Raw genomic sequence first — 25,014 nt, 5'->3', positions numbered from 1 at the left:
GAGCTATCTACTCTGGAGATTACTGACTGCTTTCTATTCTTCTTTATTTTTTAAAACAATTACAATATTAAAAAACCCCGTTTTAACGGGGTTTAGTGTCTGACTATAATTGTTATCTGGGAACGGAATCGAATTAAGCTTCGATTTCTGTAACCATACCTGAACCAACGGTACGTCCACCTTCACGGATAGAGAAAGTAGTACCTTGTTCAACGGCGATTGGGTGGATCAACTCAACGTCGATTGTTACGTTATCACCAGGCATTACCATTTCAGTACCTGCTGGAAGTTCGATTGAACCTGTAACGTCAGTTGTACGGAAGTAGAACTGTGGACGGTAGTTGTTGAAGAATGGAGTGTGACGTCCGCCTTCTTCTTTAGTAAGGATATAAACTTCACCTTTGAATTTCGTGTGTGGGTTAATTGAACCTGGTTTAGCAATAACTTGTCCACGTTCGATTTCATCACGTTGGATACCACGAAGAAGTACACCTACGTTGTCCCCTGCAAGACCTTCGTCAAGCTGTTTACGGAACATTTCAACACCAGTAACAACTGCTTTTTGGATTTCTTCTTTGATACCAACGATTTCGATTTCGTCGTTGACTTTAACGATACCACGGTCGATACGTCCTGAAGCAACTGTACCACGACCAGTGATTGAGAATACGTCTTCGACTGGAAGAAGCAATGGCTTGTCAGTATCGCGTTCTGGTTCTGGGATGTACTCATCAACAGTGTCCATCAATTCCATGATGATGTCTTCATATTTAGAGTCACCTTCAAGAGCTTTAAGAGCTGAACCTTGGATAACTGGAAGATCGTCACCTGGGAAGTCGTATTCTGACAAGAGGTCACGGATTTCCATTTCAACCAATTCAAGCAATTCTTCATCGTCAACCAAGTCAACTTTGTTCATGAAGACGATCAAGTGTTTAACTCCAACCTGACGTGAAAGCAAGATGTGCTCACGAGTTTGTGGCATCGGTCCGTCAGTTGAAGCTACTACAAGGATAGCTCCGTCCATTTGAGCGGCACCAGTGATCATGTTTTTAACGTAGTCCGCGTGTCCTGGAGCGTCGATGTGAGCGTAGTGACGCTTAGCAGTTTCATACTCAACGTGCGCAGTGTTGATAGTGATTCCGCGTTCGCGTTCTTCTGGAGCAGCATCGATAGACGCATAGTCTTTAGGTTGGTTAACTGCTGAAGGCAAGCGACGTGCCAATACAGTTGTGATAGCTGCTGTCAAAGTAGTTTTACCGTGGTCAACGTGTCCGATAGTACCAATGTTAACGTGTGGTTTACTACGATCGTATTTTTCTTTTGCCATTTGAGTAAAAGCCTCCAATAAAATATATTTTATAGATAGACAGTAGGCAATACAGTCTAACTTTCCTTACTATTTTATCAAATTTAAATGAAAATGCAAGTCTTTTAGCATTTTTTTGTGAATTATTCCTTGTCTAATTTGTAGTAAGGTTGATACAAAGAAAAGCGGTTGAACTGTCACAAGTATAACGAATTAAGAAGCCCTTTGGTTACAAAAATGGAAAAAACCGGAAAAATTCCGATTTTTTTCTTTGTATTAGCCAGAGTTTCTCAGACCAGTTGCAATTCCGTTGATGGTGATGTGAATCAGCTTTTCTTGATCTGGTGTAAGCTGACCGTTGCGCTGACGCTTGATTAGTTCTAGCTGGATATAGTTCAAAACATTGAAGTAAGGCATACGATAGTGCAAGCTATCCCTCAGATAGGTATTTTCTGCTAGGAGCTCATCATGACCTTCAATCTCTAAAATGACATCCTTAGTCAGCTGCCATTCGTCCAAGATAATATTGAAAATATCGCGGACATTCTGATCTTCGCAAAGCTGCGCATACTCAAAAGCGATATTCATATTCGACTTAGACAGAACCATATCTACGTTTGATAAGAGTGACTTGAAGAACGGCCATCTCTTATACATAAATTGCAGAAAGGCCAGATTATTTTCTGGGTCTTCATCAATGAATTCCTTGAAACTTGACCCGACACCATACCAGCCTGGGAACATAACTCGACTTTGAGACCATGAGAAGACCCATGGAATAGCTCTGAGACCGCCGATTTCAGTGATGGTTTTACGGGCTGCTGGACGTGAACCAATATTAAAGCTAGAGATAGCCTTAATCGGGCTGGATTCAAAGAAATAATCGTAGAAACGCTCGTCACCAAAGACCAAATCACGGTAAATCTGATAACTGCGATTGACTACTTGATCCATGATCCGCTCATATTTATCAGACGTATGACTATCGCTCTTCTTATGAGTTACCATACGGTTAATGGCAGCAGACACCAGCATTTCCAAGTTATAGTAGGCTGCGTCTTTATTTCCATATTTATTACCAATGACTTCCCCTTGCTCAGTGAGACGGATCCGGTCATTGATACTGCGGAGTGGCTGAGAAGTGATGGCTTCATAAGTTGGACCACCACCACGTCCTACTGTACCTCCCCGGCCATGGAAGAAGGTAATTTTTACGCCAAATTGATCACCAATGGCTGTCAGCTGCTGCTGAGCCTTGTAGAGGGTCCAGCAAGAAGATAGGTAGCCACCGTCCTTATTACTGTCTGAATAGCCCAGCATGATTTCCTGATAATTATCCTTAGAAGCAATCCACTTCTGCGCAATTGGCAGAGACAGGTATTTCTCCATAGTATCACAGGAATTGTCCAAATCCTCAATGGTTTCAAAGAGCGGAACAATCTGGACACGAGCACCATTTTCATCAATCAGCCCCACTTCCTTGAGCATAATAGCCAACTCAAGTAAATCTGATACACTAGTCGAGTGAGAAATAATATTTTGCTTAATGACTTCCTCACCGATTGCATCTTTTAGCTGACGGGCTGTTTTGAAAATCTCCAGTTCTTTTTGCAGGAGTTCGGATTTAGATTCATGAGTAGCAGACAGAATACGAGGATCTTCAAGCAGCTGTTTGAGGAGGACCTGGCATTTTTCTTCTTCCGACAGACTACTATAATCCTGAACAATATTAGCTGAAGCCAAGAGTTCAGCCACACAGGCCTCATGAACGCTGGAATCCTGCCGCATATCAATGCTGGCCAAGTAGAAGCCAAAAACATCAACTGCTTGGAGAAGTTCAGTCAAGTCCCCACTTACCAAGGCTTCACCATGATGTTCGATAAGAGAATCATAAATGACCTGCAAGTCTTCTTTAAATTCCTGAGCTGTGTTGTAAGAAGGTGTCTCCTCCTTCTTCAGCTCAGTCAGGGTCTCGCTGATACGAGACTGGATATAGTTAGGAATGATTTCTCTTCCTTTATCGCTGACAGAAAGGTTGGCCTTCGCAGACAATTTTTCCTCAGCTCGGTCAGTCAATCGCTGACCGTCAGTTGCAAAGTTGCCTTCTTTAAGGTAAAGCAAGGTCTGAATCAGCTTGGACTGGATATAGTGGAAAGCACGGCGGTAAGGCTCATTTTCCCGATAAACAGACTTGTCAGTAGATAGAGCTGCCATTTCTGCTACTGCCTGACTGGTTTCTGAGAGGTTGGTCGAGAGCGAGAAGGTGCGATAGAGTGTATAAACCTTGTCAATGTAATAGTTGAGAATGACTTCACTCTGGAGGGTGGCTGATAGTTTCAGGGTCTCTGCTGTTACAAAAGGATTGCCATCTCGGTCTCCGCCAATCCACATTCCCATGGTAATAGGCTTAGGATTATCAAGCTTGATGCCCCGCTCTTCCGCCAAGCGTCTGTATTCGACCATAAAGTTGGTGATTGCTTGTAGGAAAGAGCTGTTATAGTACTCCATGACATTAGTAATCTCATTAGTTACTTTCAGCTTTTTCTCACGGATCATATCTGTCTGCATCATAAGCTCAATATAGCGGCGGAGATTTCCTAGCCACTTCTTCTCATTGACTAGGCCTGCTTTAACATCACGATGCTGGCGCAGCAAGCTATGGATATGATTGGTTAAGTCCAGAACGGTCTTACGCTGAACCTGAGTTGGGTGAGCTGTCAGTACTGGCACAACATTCAGATTTTCCAGAATCTCCTGAGCATTTTCCCGCGTTGAAATCAGGTCAATGGTTGTTGACAGCTTCCCAAGATAATCCTGATCGATATTGTTCTGATGGTTGATTTCATAAGCTAGGTCCACGTCTTCTGAGATATTAATCAAAAGCGGCAAAATAGAGAAATAACGGGAAATATACACCATTTCATCTGTCGACAGTTCTTCTACAATCGCTTTTAACTCATGATATTTGGAGTTAACAGCCAGCTCTTCCATGAGGGAGATTTTTTCAAAGGTCTCAGGGCCGAGAAGATTCCGAGTAATATCGGCAAGTAAGTCTGTCAAAATGGCAACTTCTTCTCGAATCACTTCTTTATTGCTGTAGCTTTCTAATTTGTTAAATGACATAATCTGCACCTTTCATTTTTGCAACAACTGTTCACACGAACTGCGATTAAGCTTCCTCAGACCGGCCTTGCGTCTCCGCTTCCATCTGCTCATACAAGGCATCACGGCGCTCGTTGGCATCAATATTGAGTACCAAGGCGATGGCTACTGACAAGACCAGAAGACTGTTTCCCCCCTGCGATAGGAAGGGGAAGGTTACTCCTGTAGAAGGAATGAGACCTGAGATTCCACCGATATTGATGAAGGTCTGCATGAGTATCATACCGCCAATTCCCAAAGCCATCATGGAATTAAATGGATTCTTGGCCCGAATCCCTACCAAGATAATTCTCAAAATCAGGAAAAAGAGTAAGGCCAGAATCAGACTGGCACCAAAGAAACCAAACTCTTCTATCACGATAGAAAATACAAAGTCCGTATGAGCCTCCGGCAGATAACCGCGCTTTTCAATAGAGTTACCCAAGCCTAGACCAAACCAGCCGCCATTACTCATAGCATAGTAGGAATTAGCCAATTGGTGGCCTGAGCCAGACAAATCCCTGAAGGGATTGAAAAAAGCACTGAAACGCTTGGCCACATACCCAAAGACTGGAATCTTAGCCACGCGCTCAACCCCAATTAACCAAATGCCAGCCAGAACCAAGCCGGAAACACTGACAATGGCTCCCAGCATCGTAGAAAACCATCGATAGCCAATCCCGCTGACAGCTATCATTATTACGACGGTCAAAAATAGAATAGTCGCATTTCCAAGGTCTGGCATAATCGCTACAATCCCAATCAGAATAGCCACCATGGTCCGCCAGTCGTTAAAAGCTTTAGGAAACCAATGGTTGTGAGTCAGAGCTTGATAATCATAAACCTTTATCTCCTCCTGCCTCTTTGTAAAGCGAAAGGCTAGATACCAGACCAGAATAATCTTCAAATACTCAGCAGGCTGAATACTGAAAGCTCCAAGCTTGAGCCAACCATGGGCGCCGTTAATAGTCCCTGTTATAAAACGAGATAAAAGTAAGAGGATAATCTCAGCAAAGATAACTATAGTCAGGATGCCTCCTTTTTTCAGGAAACCCAAGCGGATTCTATATAGGAGCGCAATTATAAAGAGACTTATTACCCAAAAAATCCCCTGATTCAAGACCATGCCAAAACCATTTCCTCCGGCCTGAATCGAGGTAGGACTCGTCGTTGAATAGACCACAATCAATCCCAAAACAGATAAAATCAAATAGGGAATCAAGATGGAATAATTCAACAAGTGTTTCTTGTCAATTTTCATATTTCACCATTAAACTTCTAAAAATTCAATTCTCATTATACCACCTTTTGGATTGAAAAAAAAGCACTAGCGCAAAGACAGGGACAATCATGGCTTGCTTTGCTGTTTTGTCATCAAAATATGATAAGATAGAGGGTAGATAAAGGAGGACAACATGACAGACATTTATGATATCGAAATCCAAAAACAAGACGGAAGTCCGCAAAAAATGAGTGATTATAAAGGAAAGATTCTGCTGATTGTCAATACAGCGACCGGCTGCGGCTTCACTCCTCAGTACCAAGAACTGCAGGAACTCTATGAGCGCTATCAGAAAGACGGATTTGAAATCCTGGATTTCCCCTGCAATCAGTTTGGCCAGCAGGCCCCTGGAGACGCTGCAGACATCAATAGCTTTTGCAGCCTTAACTACGGAACGACCTTTCCTCGATTTGCTAAGATTGATGTCAATGGTCCTCATACCGCTCCACTCTTTGACTGGCTCAAAAAAGAAAAAAGCGGTCTTCTGGGCGAAAATATAAAGTGGAATTTCACAAAGTTTCTGGTTAGCCGAGACGGCAAAGTTGTCAAACGCTTCTCTCCACAAACTTCTCCCCAAAAGATTGAAGAGCTCATTCAAAAGCTATTATAAAAGGTAAGAAAAAGCAAAACGATTTAGCCAACGAAAAATCACCTTCCACAGCCTGACTAATCTCTTTAAAAAAACAAGGCATTTTGAACTTTCAAAACGTCTTGTTTTTGCTTTATAATATTTCAATTATATTACATTTCATTCATTTTCCGGCAATTCTGGGGATATTTTTTGCTTTTTTATTTGTTTTAAGTTAAAATAAACCAGTATGAGGAAGAGGATTAAACCGCTTGCAATCCTAATTTTCTTTGCTTCTTTTATCGCTTTTATTTTGATAAGCAAGCAAATTACTGACTCTCAGGAAAAGCAAGCACAGGCAAAAATTTCACAAACTAAACAAACTCCAAGTTCCTCAAAAAAAGAGGAAACATCTGATGATTCGTCCTTGGATGAAGAGTTTATTTCCAGACCAATCATTGACATTTCTGGCTGGCAGCTGCCAAGTGAGATTAATTACGACTTACTCGCACAGAATGTTTCGGGAGTAATTGTCCGTGTTCATAGTGGAGCGCAGGCAAAAAAAGAAAATGCAGCAACTCATCTGAATGGTCTGGACAAGTCTTATGAAAGACATATCAAAGAATTTCAAAAGCGCAACATCCCTGTCGCGGTCTATGCCTATGTGGCCGCCAATAGCAAAAAGGAAATGGAAAAAGAAGCCGAAAGTTTCTACAAGGCTTCTGCCAAGTACCATCCAACCTATTATTGGCTAGACGTCGAAGAAAAGACCATGTCTGACATGAATGCGGGAGTTGAAGCTTTCCGAGCCAAGCTAGAGTCACTTGGTGTTAAAAATATTGGTATCTATATTGGAACTTATTTTATGGAGGAACACAGTATCTCTACTGATAAGTTCACAGCAATTTGGATTCCGACTTATGGTAATGACGACGGCTACTACAATGCCGCACCAAATACTGAGCAAGATTACGACTTGCATCAGTACACATCACAAGGTCAGCTGACTGGTTTCTCTCATTATCTTGATTTGAACCAGCTGTCAACCTTGAAAGACCAGACAGCTACTTATCAAAAGCTATTTACAGTTCCTAAAGAAAACCAATAGCTCAGAGCGACAGCTTAAGTCTCAAAGACTGCTGTCGTTTTTTATTGTCAAAAAATAGGAAATTTCCAGCCGTTTCCTCTTAATAAAGCCTATATTTTATGATATAATGATTTGATAAATGAAATTAGAAAAGGAAAATACAATGATTTCTTGGTTGAATAGAATTTTCAAAGGAATGGTCATTGCACTTGGCTTTATTTTGCCAGGAGTTTCAGGCGGTGTTTTAGCAGCTATCTTAGGTATTTACGAACGCCTGATTCATTTTTTAGCACATTTAAAAGAAAACTTCGTCGAAAATGTTCTCTATTTCATACCAGTTGGAATCGGAATGGTTTTAGGAATTGCCGCCTTCTCCTATCCTGTCAATCTGCTGCTGGACAACTACAAAGTGATTGTCCTTTGGGGATTTGCCGGAGTTATCATCGGGACTGTTCCTAGCCTTATTAAAGAGTCTGTCGCTAAAAGTGAGCGTGATCGGATTGATATTCTCGTTTTCTGGGTCAGCCTCATTCTCTCAGGAATCTTTCTTTATTCCTTAAATGGGATGGTCGGCACCTTGCCAGCTAACTTCCTCTCTTTTATCTTAGCAGGAGCTTTGATTGGACTGGGCATTTTAATTCCCGGACTCAGTCCGTCCAACCTTCTCCTGATTTTAGGGCTCTACGCTCCTATGCTGAACGGCTTCCGCAAACTGGATCTCTTGGGCACCTTTCTTCCTATCGGAATAGGAGGAGCCTTAGCACTGATTCTCTTCTCTAAGCTGATGGATCATATTTTGAAAAACTACTACTCTCGAGTTTATCATTTTATCATTGGCATCGTCCTGTCCAGTACCCTTCTCATTGTAGTGCCTCAAGCAGGAAACAGTGAAAGCATTAGCTATCATGGAGTTTCTATATTGACACTTGTCCTTGCAGCCTTTTTCTTCGGTCTGGGAACCTGGCTGGGACTCTGGATGTCACAATTAGAAGAGAGATATACTAATGGCTAAAAAAACAAAAATCAAAAAAACACTGGTCGAGCAAATTTTAAGCAAGGCTAAGATTGAACATCAAGGTCTGCAGCTAAATGCCTTAGCAGAACAGCCAGCCGATGGTTTGGATCGTTCGCAGATTTATAAAACCTTGGCCTTGACAGGAGACAAGACTGGTACACTGATTGGTATCCTGCCAATCACAGAGCATCTGTCCGAAAAGAAAATGGCCAAAATTTCTGGTAATAAAAAAGTCAGTATGATTCCTCAGAAAGACTTGGAAAAGACAACAGGCTATATTCACGGAGCCAATAATCCTGTCGGTATCCGGCAAAAGCATAACTTTCCAATCTATATCGACCAGTCAGCTCTAGAGCGAGATAGCATCATCGTGTCAGCTGGCGAAGTCGGCCGCAGTATCGAAATCAAGGCTCAAGATTTGGCGGATTTTGTTCAAGCTGACTTTGCAGATCTCAAGGAAAATCCTAGCTCATAATTCTTCAATACTGCACCTAATATTCTCAATAAACTCTAATAAGAAAGAAACAATCAACCACTATGAAATTATACTTTGTCCGACACGGAAGAACGGAATGGAATCGGGAAGGCCGCTTTCAGGGAGCCAGCGGCGATTCGCCACTGCTGCCAACCGCCGTTGAAGAACTGCATACCCTAGGAAAACATCTGGCTCAGACACAATTTGGCAAGATTTTCAGCAGCGACCTCCCTCGTGCCGTTCGCTCTGCTGAGATTATTCAAGAAGAAAGCCAGTTTCCGACTGAAATCGTATCAGTACCTGAACTGCGAGAATGGCAGTTGGGAAAACTGGAAGGCGCAAAAATCTCTACCATAGAAGCCATCTATCCTCACCAGATGACAGCCTTCCGCCACAATCTCTCACAGTTTAATCATACTTTTTTTGACGCTGAGTCAGTCTACCATACAACCCACCGGACCATTTCCTTTATTAAGACCTTAAAGGACAAGGACTATGAACAAATCCTCATTGTCGGGCACGGAGCTAACTTAACCGCCAGCATTCGAACCATGCTGGGCTATGACACACCTCTTTTGCGCAAGAATGGCGGTCTGACCAATGCCAGTATCACCATCCTTGAAACAGAAGACTTTGAGAATTTTGAACTGATTACTTGGAATAATACGGATTATTTAGTTGAAAAGGCAGAAAATTAAAGCTGGATTTCTAGCTTTTTTTCTTACTTTGTAGCCAAATATAGATGAATTTCCCTATCTTTTGTGATAAAATAGGTAGGAAAACTTTTGGAGGAAAAACATGACTACTGAACATATCGAGGAATTAAACGACCAGCAGATTATCCGCCGTGAAAAAATGGCTGCGTTGGCTGAGCAGGGAATTGACCCTTTTGGCAAACGATTTGAGCGAACTGCTAACTCTGCTCAACTGAAAGAAAAATACAACGATAAAGATAAAGAAGAATTAAACGAACTCAATGAAACAGCTATTATCGCTGGCCGTCTCATGACCAAGCGCGGAAAAGGAAAAGTTGGCTTTGCCCACATCCAAGACCGTGAAGGCCAAATCCAGATTTATGTGCGTAAAGATGCGGTTGGTGAAGAAAATTATGAAATCTTCAAAAAGGCTGACTTAGGAGATTTCCTCGGTATCGAAGGTGAGATTATGCGGACGGATATGGGGGAGCTTTCTATCAAGGCGACCCACCTTACTCATTTGTCTAAGGCTCTGCGTCCCCTGCCTGAAAAATTCCATGGCCTGACAGATGTCGAAACCATCTACCGTAAGCGTTATTTGGATTTGATTTCCAACCGTGAAAGCTTTGAACGCTTTGTCACTCGTTCAAAAATCATCTCAGAAATCCGACGTTACTTGGATGGACAAGGCTTCCTTGAAGTTGAAACTCCTGTTCTCCACAACGAAGCTGGCGGTGCTGCTGCCCGTCCATTTATCACCCACCACAATGCCCAAAACATTGACATGGTACTGCGGATTGCAACCGAACTTCACCTTAAACGTCTCATCGTCGGTGGTATGGAGCGAGTTTATGAGATTGGCCGTATCTTCCGTAACGAGGGAATGGATGCGACTCACAATCCAGAGTTCACTTCCATTGAGGTTTACCAAGCCTATGCAGACTTCCAAGACATCATGGACTTGACTGAAGGCATTATCCAACATGCAGCTGTCTCTGTAAATGGAGATGGACCGGTCAACTACCAAGGAACTGAAATCAAGATTAACGAACCATTTAAACGGGTTCACATGGTTGACGCCATCAAGGAAATTACAGGCGTTGACTTCTGGCAAGATATGAGTTTTGAAGAAGCTGCTGCCTTAGCCAAGGAAAAGAAAGTTCCGCTTGAGAAGCACTTCACCGAAGTCGGCCATGTTATCAACGCCTTCTTTGAAGAATTTGTGGAAGAAACCTTGATTCAGCCAACCTTTGTCTACGGTCATCCTGTAGCAGTATCACCTCTGGCTAAGAAGAATCCAGAAGATCCACGCTTCACGGACCGTTTCGAGCTCTTCATCATGACCAAAGAATATGCCAACGCCTTCACCGAGTTGAACGATCCAATCGATCAGTTATCTCGTTTTGAAGCACAGGCAAAAGCCAAAGAACTGGGTGATGACGAAGCAACTGGCATTGACTATGATTTTGTCGAAGCTCTGGAATACGGCATGCCACCAACTGGAGGTCTGGGAATCGGTATCGACCGTCTGGTCATGTTGCTAACAGATGTTACGACCATTCGCGATGTCCTGCTCTTCCCAACCATGAAATAATCTGTATTTTATACGATATTAAGAAAACAAATCCTGCTGGAATTCCAGCAGGATTTTTACATCACAAAAAAGCCTGGTTCCCCAGACTTTTATTATTTTATTCATATCTCAGTGCTTCGATTGGATCCAGTTTGGAGGCCTTGTTGGCTGGCAAGATTCCGAAGAGAACACCAATGGTTGCTGAGAAGAGAAGGCTAACGATGCTGACTGGTAGAGATACCGTTACTGGTATTCCTTCCAGCATTTGACTCATGGCTGAGCCTAATACAGACGCAAGTCCTGCAGCTAGAAGCAGGCCAATCAAACCACCAATCAGTGTCAAAATCATAGACTCAATCAAAAATTGCATCAAAATATTGCCACGCGTTGCTCCCAGAGCCTTCCGTAGACCTATTTCACGAGTCCGCTCAGTGACCGATACCAACATGATATTCATAACGCCAATACCACCAACAAAGAGTGAGATTCCGGCGATGGCACCGATAACTCCTGTCATGGCACCATAAATATTTTGCACTTCCTGATAGAGGGCACTATCATCTGTCACTTGATATTCTCCCTGTTGGAGTCCCGCAATTTCTGTTAATTTCTTGGCAACCTTAGGGCCAAGTTCTGGAACTAAGCTAGTATCATTCACTCGAAGAACAATCTCTGAAATTTCATCTACTCCAAAGTTTGCGGCTATGAGTGTATTGGTTGTAATAGCATTACCTCCATAGACCTGCATAGAGCCAGATGCAGCAGCAGTTTCAGGATCTCTATAAACCCCAATCACCCGATAGTTACTGGCACCCACTGTTACAATTTTATTGATTGCCTCTTCAGCGGAAGAAAAGAGGGTCGCAGCCAGACCTTCGTCTAGCAGCACAACACTGGCAAAGCCTTGATAGTCTTGCTGTCTCAGAGCACGACCAGCAATTATTTTGTATTTTTTCACCTGAATATAGGTCATGTTTGCACCGACAAAGTTGACGCGCTCAGCCTGCTTATTTTCGTAGCTAAAGGTTTCCATAGCTGAGTTGGTCACATAGTAGCCGTCCACTCCCTTGATATGGGTCAATTCCTTAACCCAGGCTTCCTGGGCCTTGGGTGGTTCCACCACTTCTTCGCTTTCATCTTCTACATTTACAGAATAGAGATCAGCTGTTTGTGTATAGGATCCGTCCTTGCTCTTTTTAGGAGAAAAGACGAGACGCATGTTTTTCTGACTTTTGGTAAAACTCTCATTGACCCGTCGGGTAATGGAATCTCCTAAGGCCATGATAACCACAACCGAAGCCACTCCGATAATAATCCCAATCATGGTCAGGAAAGACCGCATCTTGTGTCCAAGAATGGAGCTAATGGCAAATTTCCAGTTTTGCATTAGACTAGTCCTCCTTCCTTAGCGCTATCAGATGAGATGACACCGTCACGAATGACAATCTGCCGTTTGGCATAGGCAGCAATCTCAGGCTCGTGGGTTACCATGATAATGGTTTTCCCTTCTCGATTGAGCTCAGTTAAGAGCTCCATAATCTGCTCGCCAGTCTTGGTATCTAGGGCCCCCGTCGGTTCGTCAGCCAGAATCAGCGAAGGATTATTGACCAAAGCACGCGCAATGGCTACCCGCTGCTTCTGTCCTCCAGAAAGCTCTGAAGGTAAGTGGTGCATCCGCGTGTCCAGCTCCACCTTGGTCAGAAACTGCTCAGCCAAGGACTTACGTTTAGATTGACCGACTCCTGCATAGATTAAGGGCAGTTCCACATTTTGCAAGGCATTAAGCTTAGACAAGAGAAAGAACTGCTGGAAGACAAAGCCGATTTGCTTATTTCGAACCTTGGCCAGCTTCTTATCACCTAGCTTAGCTACTTCTTCGCTTCCTAGATGGTATTCACCAGTGGTCGGACGATCCAGCATCCCAATGATATTCATCAAAGTAGACTTACCAGATCCAGACGGTCCCATGATGGCCACAAACTCGCCCTCTTCAACCTCCAGACTGATGTCTTTTAATACCTGCAGTTCCTGGTCTCCATTGCGATAGCTCTTATTAATATTTTTTAACTCAATTAGCTTCTTCATAAGATTTCACCTCTTGACCGTCTTTCAAGCTATCTGTCGGATTGATGATAACTTTACTATCCTTTGTCAAACCAGATGAGATTTCTTGATTTTCAGCATCAGCATTTCCGAGCGTCACTTCTGTCTTCTTGGCAACTCCTTTTTCCAGGACCCAAACATAGTTCTTGTCTCCGTCCATTACCACACTGCTGACTGGCACAATGAGTCCCTGAGTATTGTTTTTAACTTCAATATTGACAGAGAAGCCTTGTTTGAGCTCACCAATCTCGCTGGTAATGTCAATTGTAAATGGATATTTAGAACCTGAAGCTGTTCCGCTGCCACCTGTTCCAGATGGTTGAGCTGCTGCCTGCTGGCCGTCTTTCGGATAGTTGGAAATGTAGCTGATTTTACCAGTCCATTTCTTGTCTGGGTAAACTTTTGATGTAATGGTCACTTCTTGACCGACAGACAAGTTAGCCAGATTGTATTCGGATAATTCACCCTTAATCTGCAGATTCCCATTGCTGACGATGTGAACCAAGGTTTGAGTAGCACCTGTTGTTGATTTTGAAACATCGCGGTTTACTTCTACGACCGTACCATCTGCTGTGCTGGTCACTGTCAAGGCATTGAGAGTAGCTTGTGCTTTGTTCATATTATCAACTGCATCAGCTCGAGCATCGCGCAGATCAGCTGCCTGAGACTCCACAGAACGCTGAGCCTGAGCTTCAGACGCACCATCTGCTTCTTCGTCGCCGGTTGTATTTACAGTCACACCATTGGTCTGCAAGTCATGCAATTGACGATCAGCTTTGCTAACCGCCCGAGCAGCTGCATCATAAGCTGCCTGAGCCTCTGCACTTTTATAAGTTACCAACGCTTGACCGGCAGTCACTTGGTCGCCTACATTGACCAGAACATTTTCCAAGTCACCCTTGGTGCTGTCATAGTAGATGTACTGCTCATTGCTGGCTGTGACATTTCCTGTCAGCAAGACTGAAGAAGCCACTGAACCTTCCTTGGCCTTCTGAACCAGCGGAGTCGTATCGACAGGCATTTCAGAAGGATTCCCTCCATTTAAAAACATGAAGAGAATTGCTCCTGCAACAACTGCAATCGTAGCTCCAATAATGCTAAATAATTGCCATTTCTTTAACTTTTTCATCTTTTTTCCTCCTCTTGATGAAAACGATTTTCTTTTGTTATATTATATCACAAGGCTATCATAATTCTTCTAAAAAAAATTTACAGTTTTTCACAAATGGTTGCTATTTTATCTCAGATAGTCACTCCGCTCAAATCCGTAGCAGATTTTTGCATTCACCTGCTAAAAAAGGTACAATTACCTCATATAATAGAAGGAGATTCTAACAAGATGAAAGAATTTGATATGATTGCTATTGGCGGTGGCAGCGGGGGAATTGCTACCATGAATCGGGCCGGCGAATACGGTGCCAAGGTTGCCGTTATTGAAGAAAAGAAACTGGGTGGCACCTGTGTCAATGTCGGCTGTGTCCCAAAGAAGATTATGTGGTACGGAGCCCAAATAGCTGAAGCTATCCAGCATTATGGACCAGACTACGGCTTTACCTCTGATAATCATGCTTTTGATTTTGCTACCCTTCGGAAAAATCGAGAAGCTTATATTGACAGAGCACGTTCGTCCTACGATGGTAGCTTCAAGCGCAATGGTGTTGAGCTGATCGAAGGCCGTGCCCGTTTTGTGGATGCAAACACTGTCCAAGTCAACGGTGAGCTTATTCGCGCCAAGCATATCGTTATCGCAACAGGTGCTCATGCTGCTATTCCAAATATCCCTGGCGCAGGCTACGGAGAAACTTCCGATGATGTCTTCGCTTGGGAAGAGTTACCTGAATCTGTTGCCATTGTCGGAGCAGGCTATATAGCAGTTGAGCTAGCCGGAGTGCTCCATGCTCTAGGAGTTAAAACAGACCTTTTTGTTCGTAAGGATCGTCCGCTGCGCAACTTTGACAGCTATCTGATTGACGGTCTGCTCCAAGAAATGGAAAACTCTGGGCTCCAGCTTCATACCCATAAGATTCCGCAAAAGCTGGAAAAACTTCCTGATGGCCAGCTCAAGCTCTACTTTGAAGATGGCAGCAGCCACACATCCCAGCATGTTATTTGGGCCATCGGCCGTAAGCCAAATGTTCAAGACCTCAATCTGGAAGCAGCTGGCGTAACTCTCAATGAACGTGGCTTCATCGCTGTCGATGAGTACCAAAACACTGTGGTTCCAGGTATCTATGCTCTAGGCGATGTAACAGGTGAAAAAGAATTAACTCCTGTTGCTATCAAGGCTGGACGAACTCTGTCTGAGCGTCTTTTCAATGGTAAAACAAATGCTAAAATGGACTACTCAACTATTCCAACTGTTGTCTTCTCCCATCCCGCTATTGGGACAGTCGGCCTGACTGAGGTAGAGGCTATCAAGACTTACGGAGCTGAAAATATCCGTGTCTATACATCTAGCTTCACATCCATGTATTCAGCTGTTACCCAGCACCGCCAACAGGCCAAGTTCAAGCTCATCACTGCCGGTGAGGATGAAAAGGTCGTTGGACTGCACGGCATTGGCTACGGAGTAGATGAGATGATTCAGGGCTTCGCTGTCGCTGTCAAGATGGGCGCTACCAAGGCTGACTTTGATGCCACAGTTGCTATTCACCCGACTGGCTCCGAAGAGTTCGTGACCATGCGATAAAAAATTCAAAATCAGAAGAGGTTTGGTATTCCAGCCTCTTTTTGACTTCTGCTACCATTTTATAATAAAGATCATGACCATTCCATAACTTAATCTTTCATTTTACAGACGAATCTTACATTTTTGTAAGATTGTAAATTTTAGCTATTTCAGATTCATTTGATATTCCTTTCAAATATCAGTCTAATGGAAGAAATTCAGATTTTTTTCAGACCATAGATTTCTGCATCCCTATTTTAAAGGGTAAATTGTCAAATATCCATCAAGAAATTCCAAAGATTATAAAAAGCGATCTATTTATTAGTTATTATATGAGACAAGGAGCCTGAAATGAAACCTCAGACTCCTTTTTCACTATGGTAAAATAGCTACAGCCCTCACTGGTGAACCGCTGGCTTGATGCCAGTTGGGAAAGCTAATCGAAATGAGAGCACCCTTGGCCGGCAATTGATCCAGATTGGTCATAACTTCTAACTGATAAATGTCCTGCTCCAAAAGATAGTATTCATTGAGCAGTCCATGCTCCGCTGTGGGGATACCCGCATCAGTGTCAAACGTCTCATGACCCACAGCTTTGACACCACGCTCCTTTATAAGAAACTCTAGAGCATCCCGTCCCCACCCTGGAGTATGCTGAACTTCCTGCTCATCCAGATTGCGCATAGCTGATTGACTCGGCCAACGCTTGGACCAGTCTGAGCGAAAGGCAACAAACGTTCCTGGCTCAATCTGCCCGTGCTCCGCTTCAAAATCTAAAATATCCTGCTTGCCCAGAATAAAGTCTGGATTCTCTGCTACTTCCTTAGACTTATCAATAACTACCAAAGGCAGAAAAAGATCTTTTAGCTCAATCTCTTCCAACCAGCGACCACCCTCCACAAAGTGAATCGGAGCATCAATATGAGTCCCGTACTGGCCAACTACAGAAAACTGCTGAACATGAAAACCGTCTTTCAAAGTGAAAATATCCTTTTTCTCCAAGGCAGGCAGAGCGGGAAAATGCGGACTGTCTTCCTTAATCTGATGGGACAAGTTGACCCATTTTTTCTCCTGTAGTTCCTGATAAATTTTTAATAAATCTGTCATATGCTTCTCCAATCTAGTCTGTCTTGCTTTGGAAAGATGTTGATTACGCACCCACACCTCTAGCAAAAACTCTTATTTACTTTTGCATTATTATATCAATCAAAGTGTGCTGCTGCAATTCTTTATAGCTTTTTTAGATAATCCTTTTTTATTGATAATAATATAGTTTGAAGCTATAGCTAATTTTTCTAATGAAACCTATTCAAACATTTAAAATTTTGGTATGATAGAACAAAGCAATCCAGAAACGGGGAAAACAGATGAATAAAACGAAAAAGCTTCTTGCAGCCTTGGGCATCCTTTTCTTTAATATTTTTGGTCTTATCGCCTTTATCGTCTTGCTTATCAGAAGCAAGAAACAGAAATGAAAATCTGTCTGAATAATTGTCTCGTCCGATTAAGAAGGACTTGACTTTTTTTTATTTAGCTTTTAAAATAGTTACCATAAAAATAAAAAGAGGTTTACTATTTATGAACAAGAACAAAGCATTTCTTCTTGCCCTCCCAGCTATCGGAGCTGCCTTCCTAGCTGTCCTGTCCCAATTAACTATTTCCATCGGCCCCGTTCCCATTACGCTGCAGACTTTTGCTGTCGGTTTGATTGCGACGATTTTCAAACCTCGCGAAGCTGTATTGTCGGTTTTCCTTTATCTGCTGCTGGGAGCTATTGGCCTGCCGGTCTTTGCTGGAGGAAGCGGTGGATTTCAGGCACTCTTTGGTCCGAGTGCCGGCTATCTCTGGTTCTACTTACTCTTTTCGCTTGTCACATCCAGTCTGACACATAAGGATAGTCCCTTCTATATGATTTTTATAGCCAATGTCTTGGGCGACGCTCTCGTCTTTGTCGGCGGTATCCTAGGACTGCATTTCTTAGGAGGTCTTGATTTCTCTAAAGCCATTGCGGTTGGTCTGACTCCTTTTATCCTGCCTGATCTGCTGAAGATGGTCTTCATTACCATTATCAGCATCCCTATTTTTAAGAGTCTGAAATTCCATTCCTACTTTTCAGAGAAATAGAAAAAACTGATAGAGCTTTCTCTATCAGTTTTTAAATGCATCCACGAGAACTTGGAATTCTTCATTAGAAAGTGTAATTCCCTTGCCCATCTTGCTGTGGTCTGGACTCCAAGTCCGAATATCATACTTAGCTGGTGCTCCGTTAAAGCTAACTCGATTGAGTTCCTTTGTCCAGCCCTTGTCATTTTCAGACAGGACCAGAAGTTTTTCTTCGATTTCGAATGTAAATTCAGTCATATTTCACCTCTTGTTTTATTTTCCAACTAATAATTCGTAAAAGAATTTACAATTTAGGGAATTTTGTTATATAATATATTGTAACAAGTTATGGAGATTTTAGCTATGAAAAAATATCTCGAAATGATTTTACAAAGAGCCAACGAATTTATCAGTGGCAAAAAGAATGAACAGGGACCAGAGGACAGCGGCCGCATTCTGCGTACTATTGAACTAGCTCTGCGAAAACAATCTGGTGTCCACGTTATCTTTCTGGATAAAAGCTTTACCGGCGACATTGTCAAATACGATCGCGAGCGCCTGCAGCTGATTATCAAGAATTTCAAGAAAAGTATGACCACTATTATCCGCGTGCAGGACATCAAGCGAATCAGTCTCGTACCCAATAATATCCGTGAAGCCCAAAAGAAAGACATTCGCATCACCAACCGTCGTTTCAAAAGATAACTCTTCCATCCAGTTAGATGGAAGAGTTATTTGTTTGTCTGAAAATAAATTGATCGATGCTTCTTGCATCCTGGATTAAAAGGATGATTGCAGATAGGACAGGCATCCTCACAGCCAAGGTACTGAGAAATAGTCAGCTCTGTCCTGCAATGGCCACAAAGAACTACTCGATCTTCTGACCGACTCACAGGATAGGCCAGAAAAGCATGGTTTTCGTAGCGGTCATGGCAGAGAAAGCAAGGATAGTATTTCTGACAAGCAAAGCACTTAAGGGCTATGATATCTCTCTCACTGTGATAATGCTGGCAGCGAGTCTCCTCATCAAGAACATCTCCGTAAACCTGAATCATGCTATTTCCTCTCTGAAAACCTCTATTCATAAAAATGGCTTTTAGATTAAAAAGCCACCTATGAATATAAGATTAAGCTCGGACGGTCACGCTAGTGCCATCTTCCTTGTAAAGATTAATCAAGCCTTCCTTTCGAGCCCGCACCATATCGCCAGCCTCTACAGGCTGCTCCAAGTGAATGGTCAGGAGTTCCATCGGATTAGGAGCCCGATCAATTTTGTTACCTTCAGCATCTCGAAGGTCTGTGATAAAGGTTTCAAAATGACGGAAGCCTGGTCCATAAAACTCAACCTGATCGCCTTCATGAATAACATTACGCTGACGAATAGTCGCTGTCTGACTGTCTGCGTCATAGGATACTACTTCTGCTACAAATTTGTATTCAGGAATCTTGCGTCGCGCTCCGAAAAGCTGCTCATTTTCAGTTGGAGTATGATAGTAGAATCCTGTGGCCAATTCACGTTGAGCAACTTTCCACATCTCATCGACCAAATCCTGCTTGATAGCTTCGAACTTTTCAGGACTTTCTAGATAAGCGTTCACTGCTGCTTTATAGCAGTTAGTCACCGTAGAAACGTAATGAATAGACTTCATCCGTCCCTCAATCTTCAAGCTATCTACTCCATTTTCAATCATGTCTGGTATGCGGTCAATCATGGACATATCAACTGCGGACATGGAAAATTCTTCTGGAACTTCACCCTTCAAGCTCTTACGTTCTTGACCAAAAGGCATGTCGTAGAGGTCATATTTCCAACGGCAGGATTGCGAGCAGCCTCCACGATTGGCATCGCGCATACTCATGTGATTGGATAACGTACAGCGGCCGGAGTAGGAAATACACATCGCTCCATGGACAAAGGCTTCTATTTCAACGTCAGTCCGTCGGCGAATTTCAGCCAGCTCAGCCATTGACACTTCGCGAGCTAGGACAACACGAGTCAGACCTAAGTTTTTCCAAAACTCAAGCGTTTCATAGTTGGTCGCACTGGCCTGAGTTGACAGGTGGATTTCCAGACCAGGTGCTTCTGATGCTGCAATAGCAATCAAAGCTGGATCTGAAACAATGACAGCCGCAATCCCGATGTCCCGCAAACGGCGGAACCACTCACCAGCTCCCTCTTCATTGCCCTCGTGCATGACCATATTGGCCGCGACATAGACCTTGGCACCATAACGAGTCGCAAACTGAACCCCTTCTTCCATCTGTTCAAAGGTAAAGTTCCCAGCCCGACTGCGCAGACCATAGGCCTGTCCGCCAATAAAAACAGCATCTGCTCCATATCGAACAGCTACTTTTAGCTTTTCCAAAGTACCAGCAGGTGATAACACCTCTGGTCGTTTCAACTTTCTTGCCATCATTTTCTCCTATTTGCAATATAAAAGTGTTGATGTCTAATCCTTATTATTTTATAGTAATTTACCCCTAAAAGCAAGGTTCTTTGAATTATTTTCATAATTCTAATTTTTAGATTATTCGAATTAATTCAAAAAACAGTTTAAAAAAACTATTTTTTAATACTAATTTTCCAATGTTTTTTTGTTCTCAAAAAAGAACTCCTAAAAGGAGTCTTAGTTTAAATATTTATTTTACCATATCAGGGTCATAGTCATAAAATCCTGTATCGAGAAAACGATTTTTCGGATGCAGTTTGTGAATCGCCTCATCCAGCACAAAGGCTTGATCTGAGCTAAACTTGCCTGCTTCAATCAAATCCCTTGCCTCTACAAAAATCTTAGCAATCTCAACAAAATTGTGGCCTGGCGTGTATAGACCTTCTAGCTTCCAGTGGCAAAATCCATGGTCAACCAATTCTATCAGCTTGGTCATCAAATCCAAGTCATTATTGGCAAAAATATGAGTACCATGATTGTCCTCAAAAATCGAGTAATGGCTCTGCGGGTCACTAGGTTCCGCCAGAAAGAGGTCTCGCTCCCGCGTCTTTTCATCATCGATATGAGTAAAGTTGTAGTAATTTTGCAAGAGAGGACGCTTGGAGTGATGGATGACACTAGCTCCGTAAACCAAGACTTCAGCAGGAATTTCCAGAATTTCTGGCATCTTAAAAAGCTCAGCAGAAGGAATCTCACGCGCCAAGACAGCTTCTGAAACTCCTGCGTTCTTAGCCCAAAAGTTAATCTGACGGCTGCTGGTAACCATGGTCGATGCGTCGTAAATGGTCTTTAATTTATAGCCATCGCGCTGCAGCACATAAAAAACACCAGCATCCCCAACGGTAATATAATCTGTCCCAATTTCCTGCAGAAAATCAAGATAGGGCTTGATCTTATCCATCATTTCCTGGTGCATGAGAGCGTTCACCGCAACGGTCAACCCTTTTCCTGCTTGGTGAACCAAATCAGAAATTCGATTTAATTCGTCTAAACTAAAATTATGAGGTAAACGAAGGCCATAATTTTTCTCTCCGACATAAATTCGATCGACATTCGCCTTCAAAAGTTCCTCAACTTGTTCTATACTTTCAGCTGTTGCTGTAATAATTATCTTTTTCATAAAACCATTATAGCAAAAAAATATAAAGGAGTGGTTTTTCATTCGAATTTATTCGTTTTGTAACTCTTTTGTAATATTTAAAACTGCAAAAAAATGGTAGAATTAGAGGGTACTGTAAGGAGAGAGAATTATGCACGTAAGAAAATACCAACAATATGATGACCCAACTGACTACTACTACCAAGAAATTGAATCTGAACAAACACCACTCTATCAAGAGTACTTACCTGAAGCAGAAACATCACCAAGATTAAGTGAACTCTTTTTCTTCTTAAATATTGCTGTGTTCTGTGTCTTGACAGTTTTGTTTAGCTTTGTATTTTTGAGCTTGAAAATGAATACATTTATGTCTTTCGCTTTGGCCATTGCTTCCAGCCTGATTAGCATTCAATCTTATCGCTTGTTCGCAAAGAAACGCCAAACTAGCAAATAAACCAACCTTGTGATTCTACGATTTTAAAATATTAAAAAAAACCGAAGACACCTTATGTCCTCGTTTTTTCATTCTAGCAAACAAAGAAGAGAGTGGGACAGAAATCGGTAATTCGTTAGAATTCGATTTCGTCGTCCCACCTCCGCACAGTTGAGTAGGGCTGTAAAAGCTGATGAAATCAGCGTAGTAGAGCCCACTCAACCACTGCGTCTTGCTCGACAATCCAAAGACAATTGAGAGGCTAGGACTTTTGTCCCAGCCTCTTCTTTGTTTTATTTTTCTTCTTGACTGTCTGTTTCAACAGCCTTTTCTTCTTGTCCTTCTGTCGCTTCTGCTCCGAAGTCAATGATGATTTCTTCTGAAGGTTCTTCTTCCTCTTCGAAGATCACAGGTTCTTCCTCAGCTAAGCTGCTTTCTTCTTTATCAAATTTTTCTTTGATTTCGTTAAACTTATCTTGTGAGTAGTCAACGACAGATTTTGTCGTTTCTTTGACAGATTCGATGACTGTTTCAGTTGTAATCTCGCCTTTCTCAACCTTTTCTTTGGTTTGTTGAATTGCACTGACAGCTTGATTTGAAAAGTCTTTAGCAGACTGAACGACAGCTTCGTGAATATCATCAGGATTTTCTTGGTATTCCTTAACAAAGTCCCGAACCTTATCTGTCGTTTCCTTTCCTTTCTTACTGGTCAGAAAATAAGCAGCAGCTGCACCAGTAACGGCGCCCAATAACAGTGATGAAAATTTTCCCATAATAGACCTTCTTTCTTATTTTTTAAACAATTTTGAAGCAAAACGCAAAGCAGATAAACCAGCCGTAGTTTTGACGGTTCCCTTACCAGCAGACACTGCTTTTTTACTCAGCGTACGCGCCTGAACGTTCAAATCTGAAACAGACTCAGACAGGTCTGCAACAGCTGTAAACAAAGGATCAATAGTTGCGACTTTTTGATTGATGTCGTCAGTTAAGACATTGACCTTGGCCAGTAAATCATTGGTTTGGTGAAGGGTCACGTTGACATCAGAAGTCAAGACCTTGATGGTATTTTCTGTTTCATCGAGCATCTTACCAGCTTTCTCACCCAGATTTTTGACGGTTATCGTCAAATAAATCACGAAGATAATGAGGGCTACCGCCAGTAAAGCATAAGCAATTTCAATTATCATATTTCTCTCCTTTCATCGCTGACATCTCTTACAAGAGTCAGCAGCTCTAAGCATTTCTTATTCTTGATAATAAGGGGCTTTCTTTTTTCTTTGGTAAATGATGATGCCGATTCCGACAAAAATAAGAATCAGCGACAGCCATTGGGAAACGCGCAGACCAGCAAACATAAGACTGTCCGTCCGCATACCCTCAATAATCATCCGACCAAATCCATACCAGATTAGATAGAAGGCGGCGATTTCTCCCTGTCTCAGCAACTTAGGCCGACGGCGGAGAACAATAATCAAGATAAAACCAAGTAGGTTCCACAGAGATTCATAGAGGAAAGTTGGCTGTCTGTAACTGCCTTCGATATACATATTCTCACGAATAAAGCTAGGCAGGTAGTTCAAACTCTTAACTGCTGCACCATAGGCTTCATGGTTGGCAAAATTTCCCCAGCGACCAATACTCTGGGCAATCATCACACTTGGTGCTGCAATATCTAGAAAATCAACTGGGTGAATCAGCCTTCTCCGACAGAAAAAGTAGAGAACGATAGCACCAGCTATCAGCCCGCCGTAAATAGCAATACCTGCTATCCCGCCATTCCAAAAATCAATGATTTTTATCAGATTCTTACCGTAATAATCCCATTCGAAGGCCACGTAATAAAGCCGGGCACCAACGATAGCTACGGGAAAAGCCACTAGAATAAAATCCAAAATATCATCAGGAATAATCTTCCGACGCGGAGCCTCTTTCATGGCAAGATAAACGGCTAAAACTAAGCCTGTGACAATACAGATGGCATACCAGCGAATACTGATAGGCCCTAGTTGGATAGCTACTGGATCAATCATGTTTCACCTCATTTCGGCTAATTAAATCGGTGAGGCGCTCTTCAAATATCTTGGTAGCATCATAGCCCATTTGCTTAGCTCGATAGTTCATCGCTGCAGCCTCAATCACGACTGAGATATTGCGGCCAGTCTTTACAGGAATTCGAATACGTGGAATTCTGACACCGGCAACCTCCAGCTCCTCTGTATCATTACCTAGACGGTCAAAAGTTTTTTGAGTATCGTAATTCTCCAAATAGACAGCTATCTGAACTTGAGAAGAATCTTTTACTGCACTGGCTCCGTATAAGCTCATGACATCGATGATACCAACACCACGAATTTCCAATAGGTGGCGCAGGATTTCAGCCGGCTCTCCCCAAAGGGTCATTTCATCCTTGGCATAGATATCCACTCGGTCATCCGCAACCAACCGATGGCCACGCTTAACCAACTCAAGCCCTGTTTCACTTTTACCAATTCCGCTGTCCCCTTGGATGAGAACCCCCATGCCATAGATATCCATCAGGACACCATGAACACTGGTTCTCTCAGCCAGCCGAGAATCAAGGTAGCTGGAAATTTCTCCAGACAAGCGACTGGTAGAGGTTTTGCTTCTAAGAATAGCAATCTGCTTCTCATCAGCAGCTCTAATCATTTCTTCAGGAATCTCTAAATTTCGAGCAATGATAATCACCGGCGTTTCAGGCTGGAACATTTTCAGCAGCACCTGATGGCGGTTATGAGAGCTCATCTTCATCAGATAAGACCACTCTTTCATCCCAATCAACTGTATCCGCTCGGGTGTATAAAAATCAAAATATCCTGTCATTTCAAGTCCTGGCCGAGAAATATCTGAAGTCTTTATTTCTTTCTCCAGTAAAACGTTATCTCCGTACTCCTGAGACAGGCGGGATATTTTTAAGAGGTCTTTGACCTTTACCGACATTGTCTTCTCCCTTCAAATTTGTCTTCCTCTATTATAGCAAATTTTTATCTCAAAA

Annotated in this window: 25 protein-coding genes; 10 read left to right on the top strand and 15 right to left on the bottom strand. The window is 42.6% G+C overall.

What is annotated here, in order from left to right; genetic code table 11:
- Window positions 1–133 precede the first annotated feature (133 nt).
- The 3 genes from tuf to ftsW all read right to left on the bottom strand — a co-directional run bounded on the left by tuf (window position 134) and on the right by ftsW (window position 5,711).
- Window positions 134–1,330 carry an elongation factor Tu gene (tuf, locus tag ELZ47_RS04185; RefSeq protein ID WP_002895003.1) on the bottom strand — a complete coding sequence of 399 codons (1,197 nt, stop codon included), beginning with the start codon at window positions 1,328–1,330 and terminating at the stop codon, window positions 134–136.
- A 255-nt stretch (window positions 1,331–1,585) separates the two neighbouring features.
- The gene (ppc, locus tag ELZ47_RS04180; RefSeq protein ID WP_126435334.1) at window positions 1,586–4,432 is read right to left on the bottom strand and encodes a phosphoenolpyruvate carboxylase; all 2,847 of its coding nucleotides are present in this window, start codon (window positions 4,430–4,432) and stop codon (window positions 1,586–1,588) included.
- A 46-nt stretch (window positions 4,433–4,478) separates the two neighbouring features.
- Window positions 4,479–5,711, bottom strand: coding sequence for a cell division peptidoglycan polymerase FtsW (gene ftsW, locus ELZ47_RS04175; RefSeq protein WP_126435332.1), 1,233 nt, complete (start codon window positions 5,709–5,711; stop codon window positions 4,479–4,481).
- Between the two features lie 154 nt (window positions 5,712–5,865).
- Between ftsW and ELZ47_RS04170 the strand changes: the two genes are divergently transcribed.
- From ELZ47_RS04170 to lysS, 6 genes are all read left to right on the top strand, one after another.
- Window positions 5,866–6,342: a glutathione peroxidase gene (locus ELZ47_RS04170; RefSeq protein ID WP_125331438.1), complete on the top strand. Its 477-nt coding sequence runs from the start codon at window positions 5,866–5,868 to the stop codon at window positions 6,340–6,342.
- 208 nt (window positions 6,343–6,550) lie between these two features.
- The gene (locus tag ELZ47_RS04165; protein WP_125331437.1) at window positions 6,551–7,408 is read left to right on the top strand and encodes a glycoside hydrolase family 25 protein; all 858 of its coding nucleotides are present in this window, start codon (window positions 6,551–6,553) and stop codon (window positions 7,406–7,408) included.
- Window positions 7,409–7,550: 142 nt separating this feature from the next.
- On the top strand, window positions 7,551–8,399 hold the full coding sequence (locus ELZ47_RS04160; RefSeq protein ID WP_164549550.1) for a DUF368 domain-containing protein: 849 nt from the start codon (window positions 7,551–7,553) through the stop codon (window positions 8,397–8,399).
- On the top strand, window positions 8,392–8,877 hold the full coding sequence (locus tag ELZ47_RS04155) for an aminoacyl-tRNA deacylase (protein WP_125331435.1): 486 nt from the start codon (window positions 8,392–8,394) through the stop codon (window positions 8,875–8,877). Before ELZ47_RS04160 ends, ELZ47_RS04155 begins: the two co-directional genes overlap by 8 nt.
- 62 nt (window positions 8,878–8,939) lie before the next feature.
- Window positions 8,940–9,575: a histidine phosphatase family protein gene (locus tag ELZ47_RS04150; RefSeq protein ID WP_125331434.1), complete on the top strand. Its 636-nt coding sequence runs from the start codon at window positions 8,940–8,942 to the stop codon at window positions 9,573–9,575.
- Window positions 9,576–9,675: 100 nt separating this feature from the next.
- Entirely contained in the window at window positions 9,676–11,166 is a 1,491-nt protein-coding gene (lysS, locus tag ELZ47_RS04145) for a lysine--tRNA ligase (RefSeq protein ID WP_002914784.1), read from the top strand.
- 97 nt (window positions 11,167–11,263) lie between these two features.
- Here lysS and ELZ47_RS04140 read toward each other — a convergent pair whose 3' ends face one another.
- Genes ELZ47_RS04140 through ELZ47_RS04130 form a run of 3 tightly spaced genes read right to left on the bottom strand, consistent with a single transcriptional unit; the run spans window position 11,264 to window position 14,377 of the window.
- A complete protein-coding gene (locus tag ELZ47_RS04140; protein WP_126435328.1) occupies window positions 11,264–12,532 on the bottom strand; it encodes an ABC transporter permease in 1,269 nt (422 codons plus the stop codon).
- Window positions 12,532–13,230, bottom strand: coding sequence for an ABC transporter ATP-binding protein (locus ELZ47_RS04135; RefSeq protein WP_002906126.1), 699 nt, complete (start codon window positions 13,228–13,230; stop codon window positions 12,532–12,534). The genes ELZ47_RS04140 and ELZ47_RS04135 overlap by 1 nt, the downstream gene beginning before the upstream one ends.
- On the bottom strand, window positions 13,214–14,377 hold the full coding sequence (locus ELZ47_RS04130; RefSeq protein WP_002931019.1) for an efflux RND transporter periplasmic adaptor subunit: 1,164 nt from the start codon (window positions 14,375–14,377) through the stop codon (window positions 13,214–13,216). The genes ELZ47_RS04135 and ELZ47_RS04130 overlap by 17 nt, the downstream gene beginning before the upstream one ends.
- Window positions 14,378–14,587: 210 nt before the next feature.
- Here ELZ47_RS04130 and gorA point away from each other — a divergent pair, with 210 nt between their 5' ends.
- Entirely contained in the window at window positions 14,588–15,937 is a 1,350-nt protein-coding gene (gene gorA, locus ELZ47_RS04125) for a glutathione-disulfide reductase (protein ID WP_125331432.1), read from the top strand.
- 354 nt (window positions 15,938–16,291) lie between these two features.
- On the opposite strand, the gene ELZ47_RS04120 is transcribed toward gorA, so the two are convergent.
- Window positions 16,292–17,023, bottom strand: coding sequence for a cyclase family protein (locus tag ELZ47_RS04120; RefSeq protein ID WP_126435326.1), 732 nt, complete (start codon window positions 17,021–17,023; stop codon window positions 16,292–16,294).
- 471 nt (window positions 17,024–17,494) lie between these two features.
- Between ELZ47_RS04120 and ELZ47_RS04115 the strand changes: the two genes are divergently transcribed.
- Window positions 17,495–18,040 (top strand): biotin transporter BioY, encoded by a 546-nt coding sequence (locus tag ELZ47_RS04115; RefSeq protein ID WP_125331430.1) that lies wholly within the window; start codon window positions 17,495–17,497, stop codon window positions 18,038–18,040.
- A 24-nt stretch (window positions 18,041–18,064) separates the two neighbouring features.
- On the opposite strand, the gene ELZ47_RS04110 is transcribed toward ELZ47_RS04115, so the two are convergent.
- On the bottom strand, window positions 18,065–18,277 hold the full coding sequence (locus ELZ47_RS04110; RefSeq protein WP_002894983.1) for a YdbC family protein: 213 nt from the start codon (window positions 18,275–18,277) through the stop codon (window positions 18,065–18,067).
- 90 nt (window positions 18,278–18,367) lie between these two features.
- Here ELZ47_RS04110 and ELZ47_RS04105 point away from each other — a divergent pair, with 90 nt between their 5' ends.
- Window positions 18,368–18,724 carry a hypothetical protein gene (locus ELZ47_RS04105; RefSeq protein ID WP_002899965.1) on the top strand — a complete coding sequence of 119 codons (357 nt, stop codon included), beginning with the start codon at window positions 18,368–18,370 and terminating at the stop codon, window positions 18,722–18,724.
- 26 nt (window positions 18,725–18,750) lie between these two features.
- On the opposite strand, the gene ELZ47_RS04100 is transcribed toward ELZ47_RS04105, so the two are convergent.
- The 3 genes from ELZ47_RS04100 to ELZ47_RS04090 all read right to left on the bottom strand — a co-directional run bounded on the left by ELZ47_RS04100 (window position 18,751) and on the right by ELZ47_RS04090 (window position 21,589).
- Entirely contained in the window at window positions 18,751–19,074 is a 324-nt protein-coding gene (locus tag ELZ47_RS04100; RefSeq protein WP_164549549.1) for a CHY zinc finger protein, read from the bottom strand.
- A 72-nt stretch (window positions 19,075–19,146) separates the two neighbouring features.
- The gene (locus ELZ47_RS04095; protein WP_125331428.1) at window positions 19,147–20,433 is read right to left on the bottom strand and encodes a peptidase U32 family protein; all 1,287 of its coding nucleotides are present in this window, start codon (window positions 20,431–20,433) and stop codon (window positions 19,147–19,149) included.
- 226 nt (window positions 20,434–20,659) lie between these two features.
- Entirely contained in the window at window positions 20,660–21,589 is a 930-nt protein-coding gene (locus ELZ47_RS04090) for a peptidase U32 family protein (protein ID WP_164549548.1), read from the bottom strand.
- A 130-nt stretch (window positions 21,590–21,719) separates the two neighbouring features.
- On the opposite strand from ELZ47_RS04090, the gene ELZ47_RS04085 reads away from it, so the two are divergent.
- Window positions 21,720–22,022, top strand: coding sequence for a DUF3270 family protein (locus ELZ47_RS04085; RefSeq protein WP_002897221.1), 303 nt, complete (start codon window positions 21,720–21,722; stop codon window positions 22,020–22,022).
- 272 nt (window positions 22,023–22,294) lie between these two features.
- On the opposite strand, the gene ELZ47_RS04075 is transcribed toward ELZ47_RS04085, so the two are convergent.
- The 4 genes from ELZ47_RS04075 to hprK are packed head-to-tail and all read right to left on the bottom strand — an operon-like array spanning window position 22,295 to window position 24,959.
- Complete coding sequence (locus ELZ47_RS04075; protein WP_002897220.1) at window positions 22,295–22,774, bottom strand: YtxH domain-containing protein; 480 nt, start codon at window positions 22,772–22,774, stop codon at window positions 22,295–22,297.
- A gap of 15 nt (window positions 22,775–22,789) precedes the next feature.
- Entirely contained in the window at window positions 22,790–23,188 is a 399-nt protein-coding gene (locus ELZ47_RS04070; RefSeq protein WP_002897219.1) for a DUF948 domain-containing protein, read from the bottom strand.
- A 57-nt stretch (window positions 23,189–23,245) separates the two neighbouring features.
- Window positions 23,246–24,031 (bottom strand): prolipoprotein diacylglyceryl transferase, encoded by a 786-nt coding sequence (gene lgt, locus ELZ47_RS04065; RefSeq protein ID WP_125331425.1) that lies wholly within the window; start codon window positions 24,029–24,031, stop codon window positions 23,246–23,248.
- Entirely contained in the window at window positions 24,024–24,959 is a 936-nt protein-coding gene (gene hprK / locus ELZ47_RS04060; protein WP_125331424.1) for an HPr(Ser) kinase/phosphatase, read from the bottom strand. The genes lgt and hprK overlap by 8 nt, the downstream gene beginning before the upstream one ends.
- Between the last annotated feature and the right edge of the window lie 55 nt (window positions 24,960–25,014).

This window comes from Streptococcus sanguinis, from assembly GCF_900635155.1.
In the GTDB taxonomy this organism is placed as follows: Bacteria; Bacillota; Bacilli; order Lactobacillales; family Streptococcaceae; genus Streptococcus; species Streptococcus sanguinis_G.
Note: the sequence above shows the minus strand (reverse complement) of the source record. Positions and strands in the feature narration are given on the sequence as shown.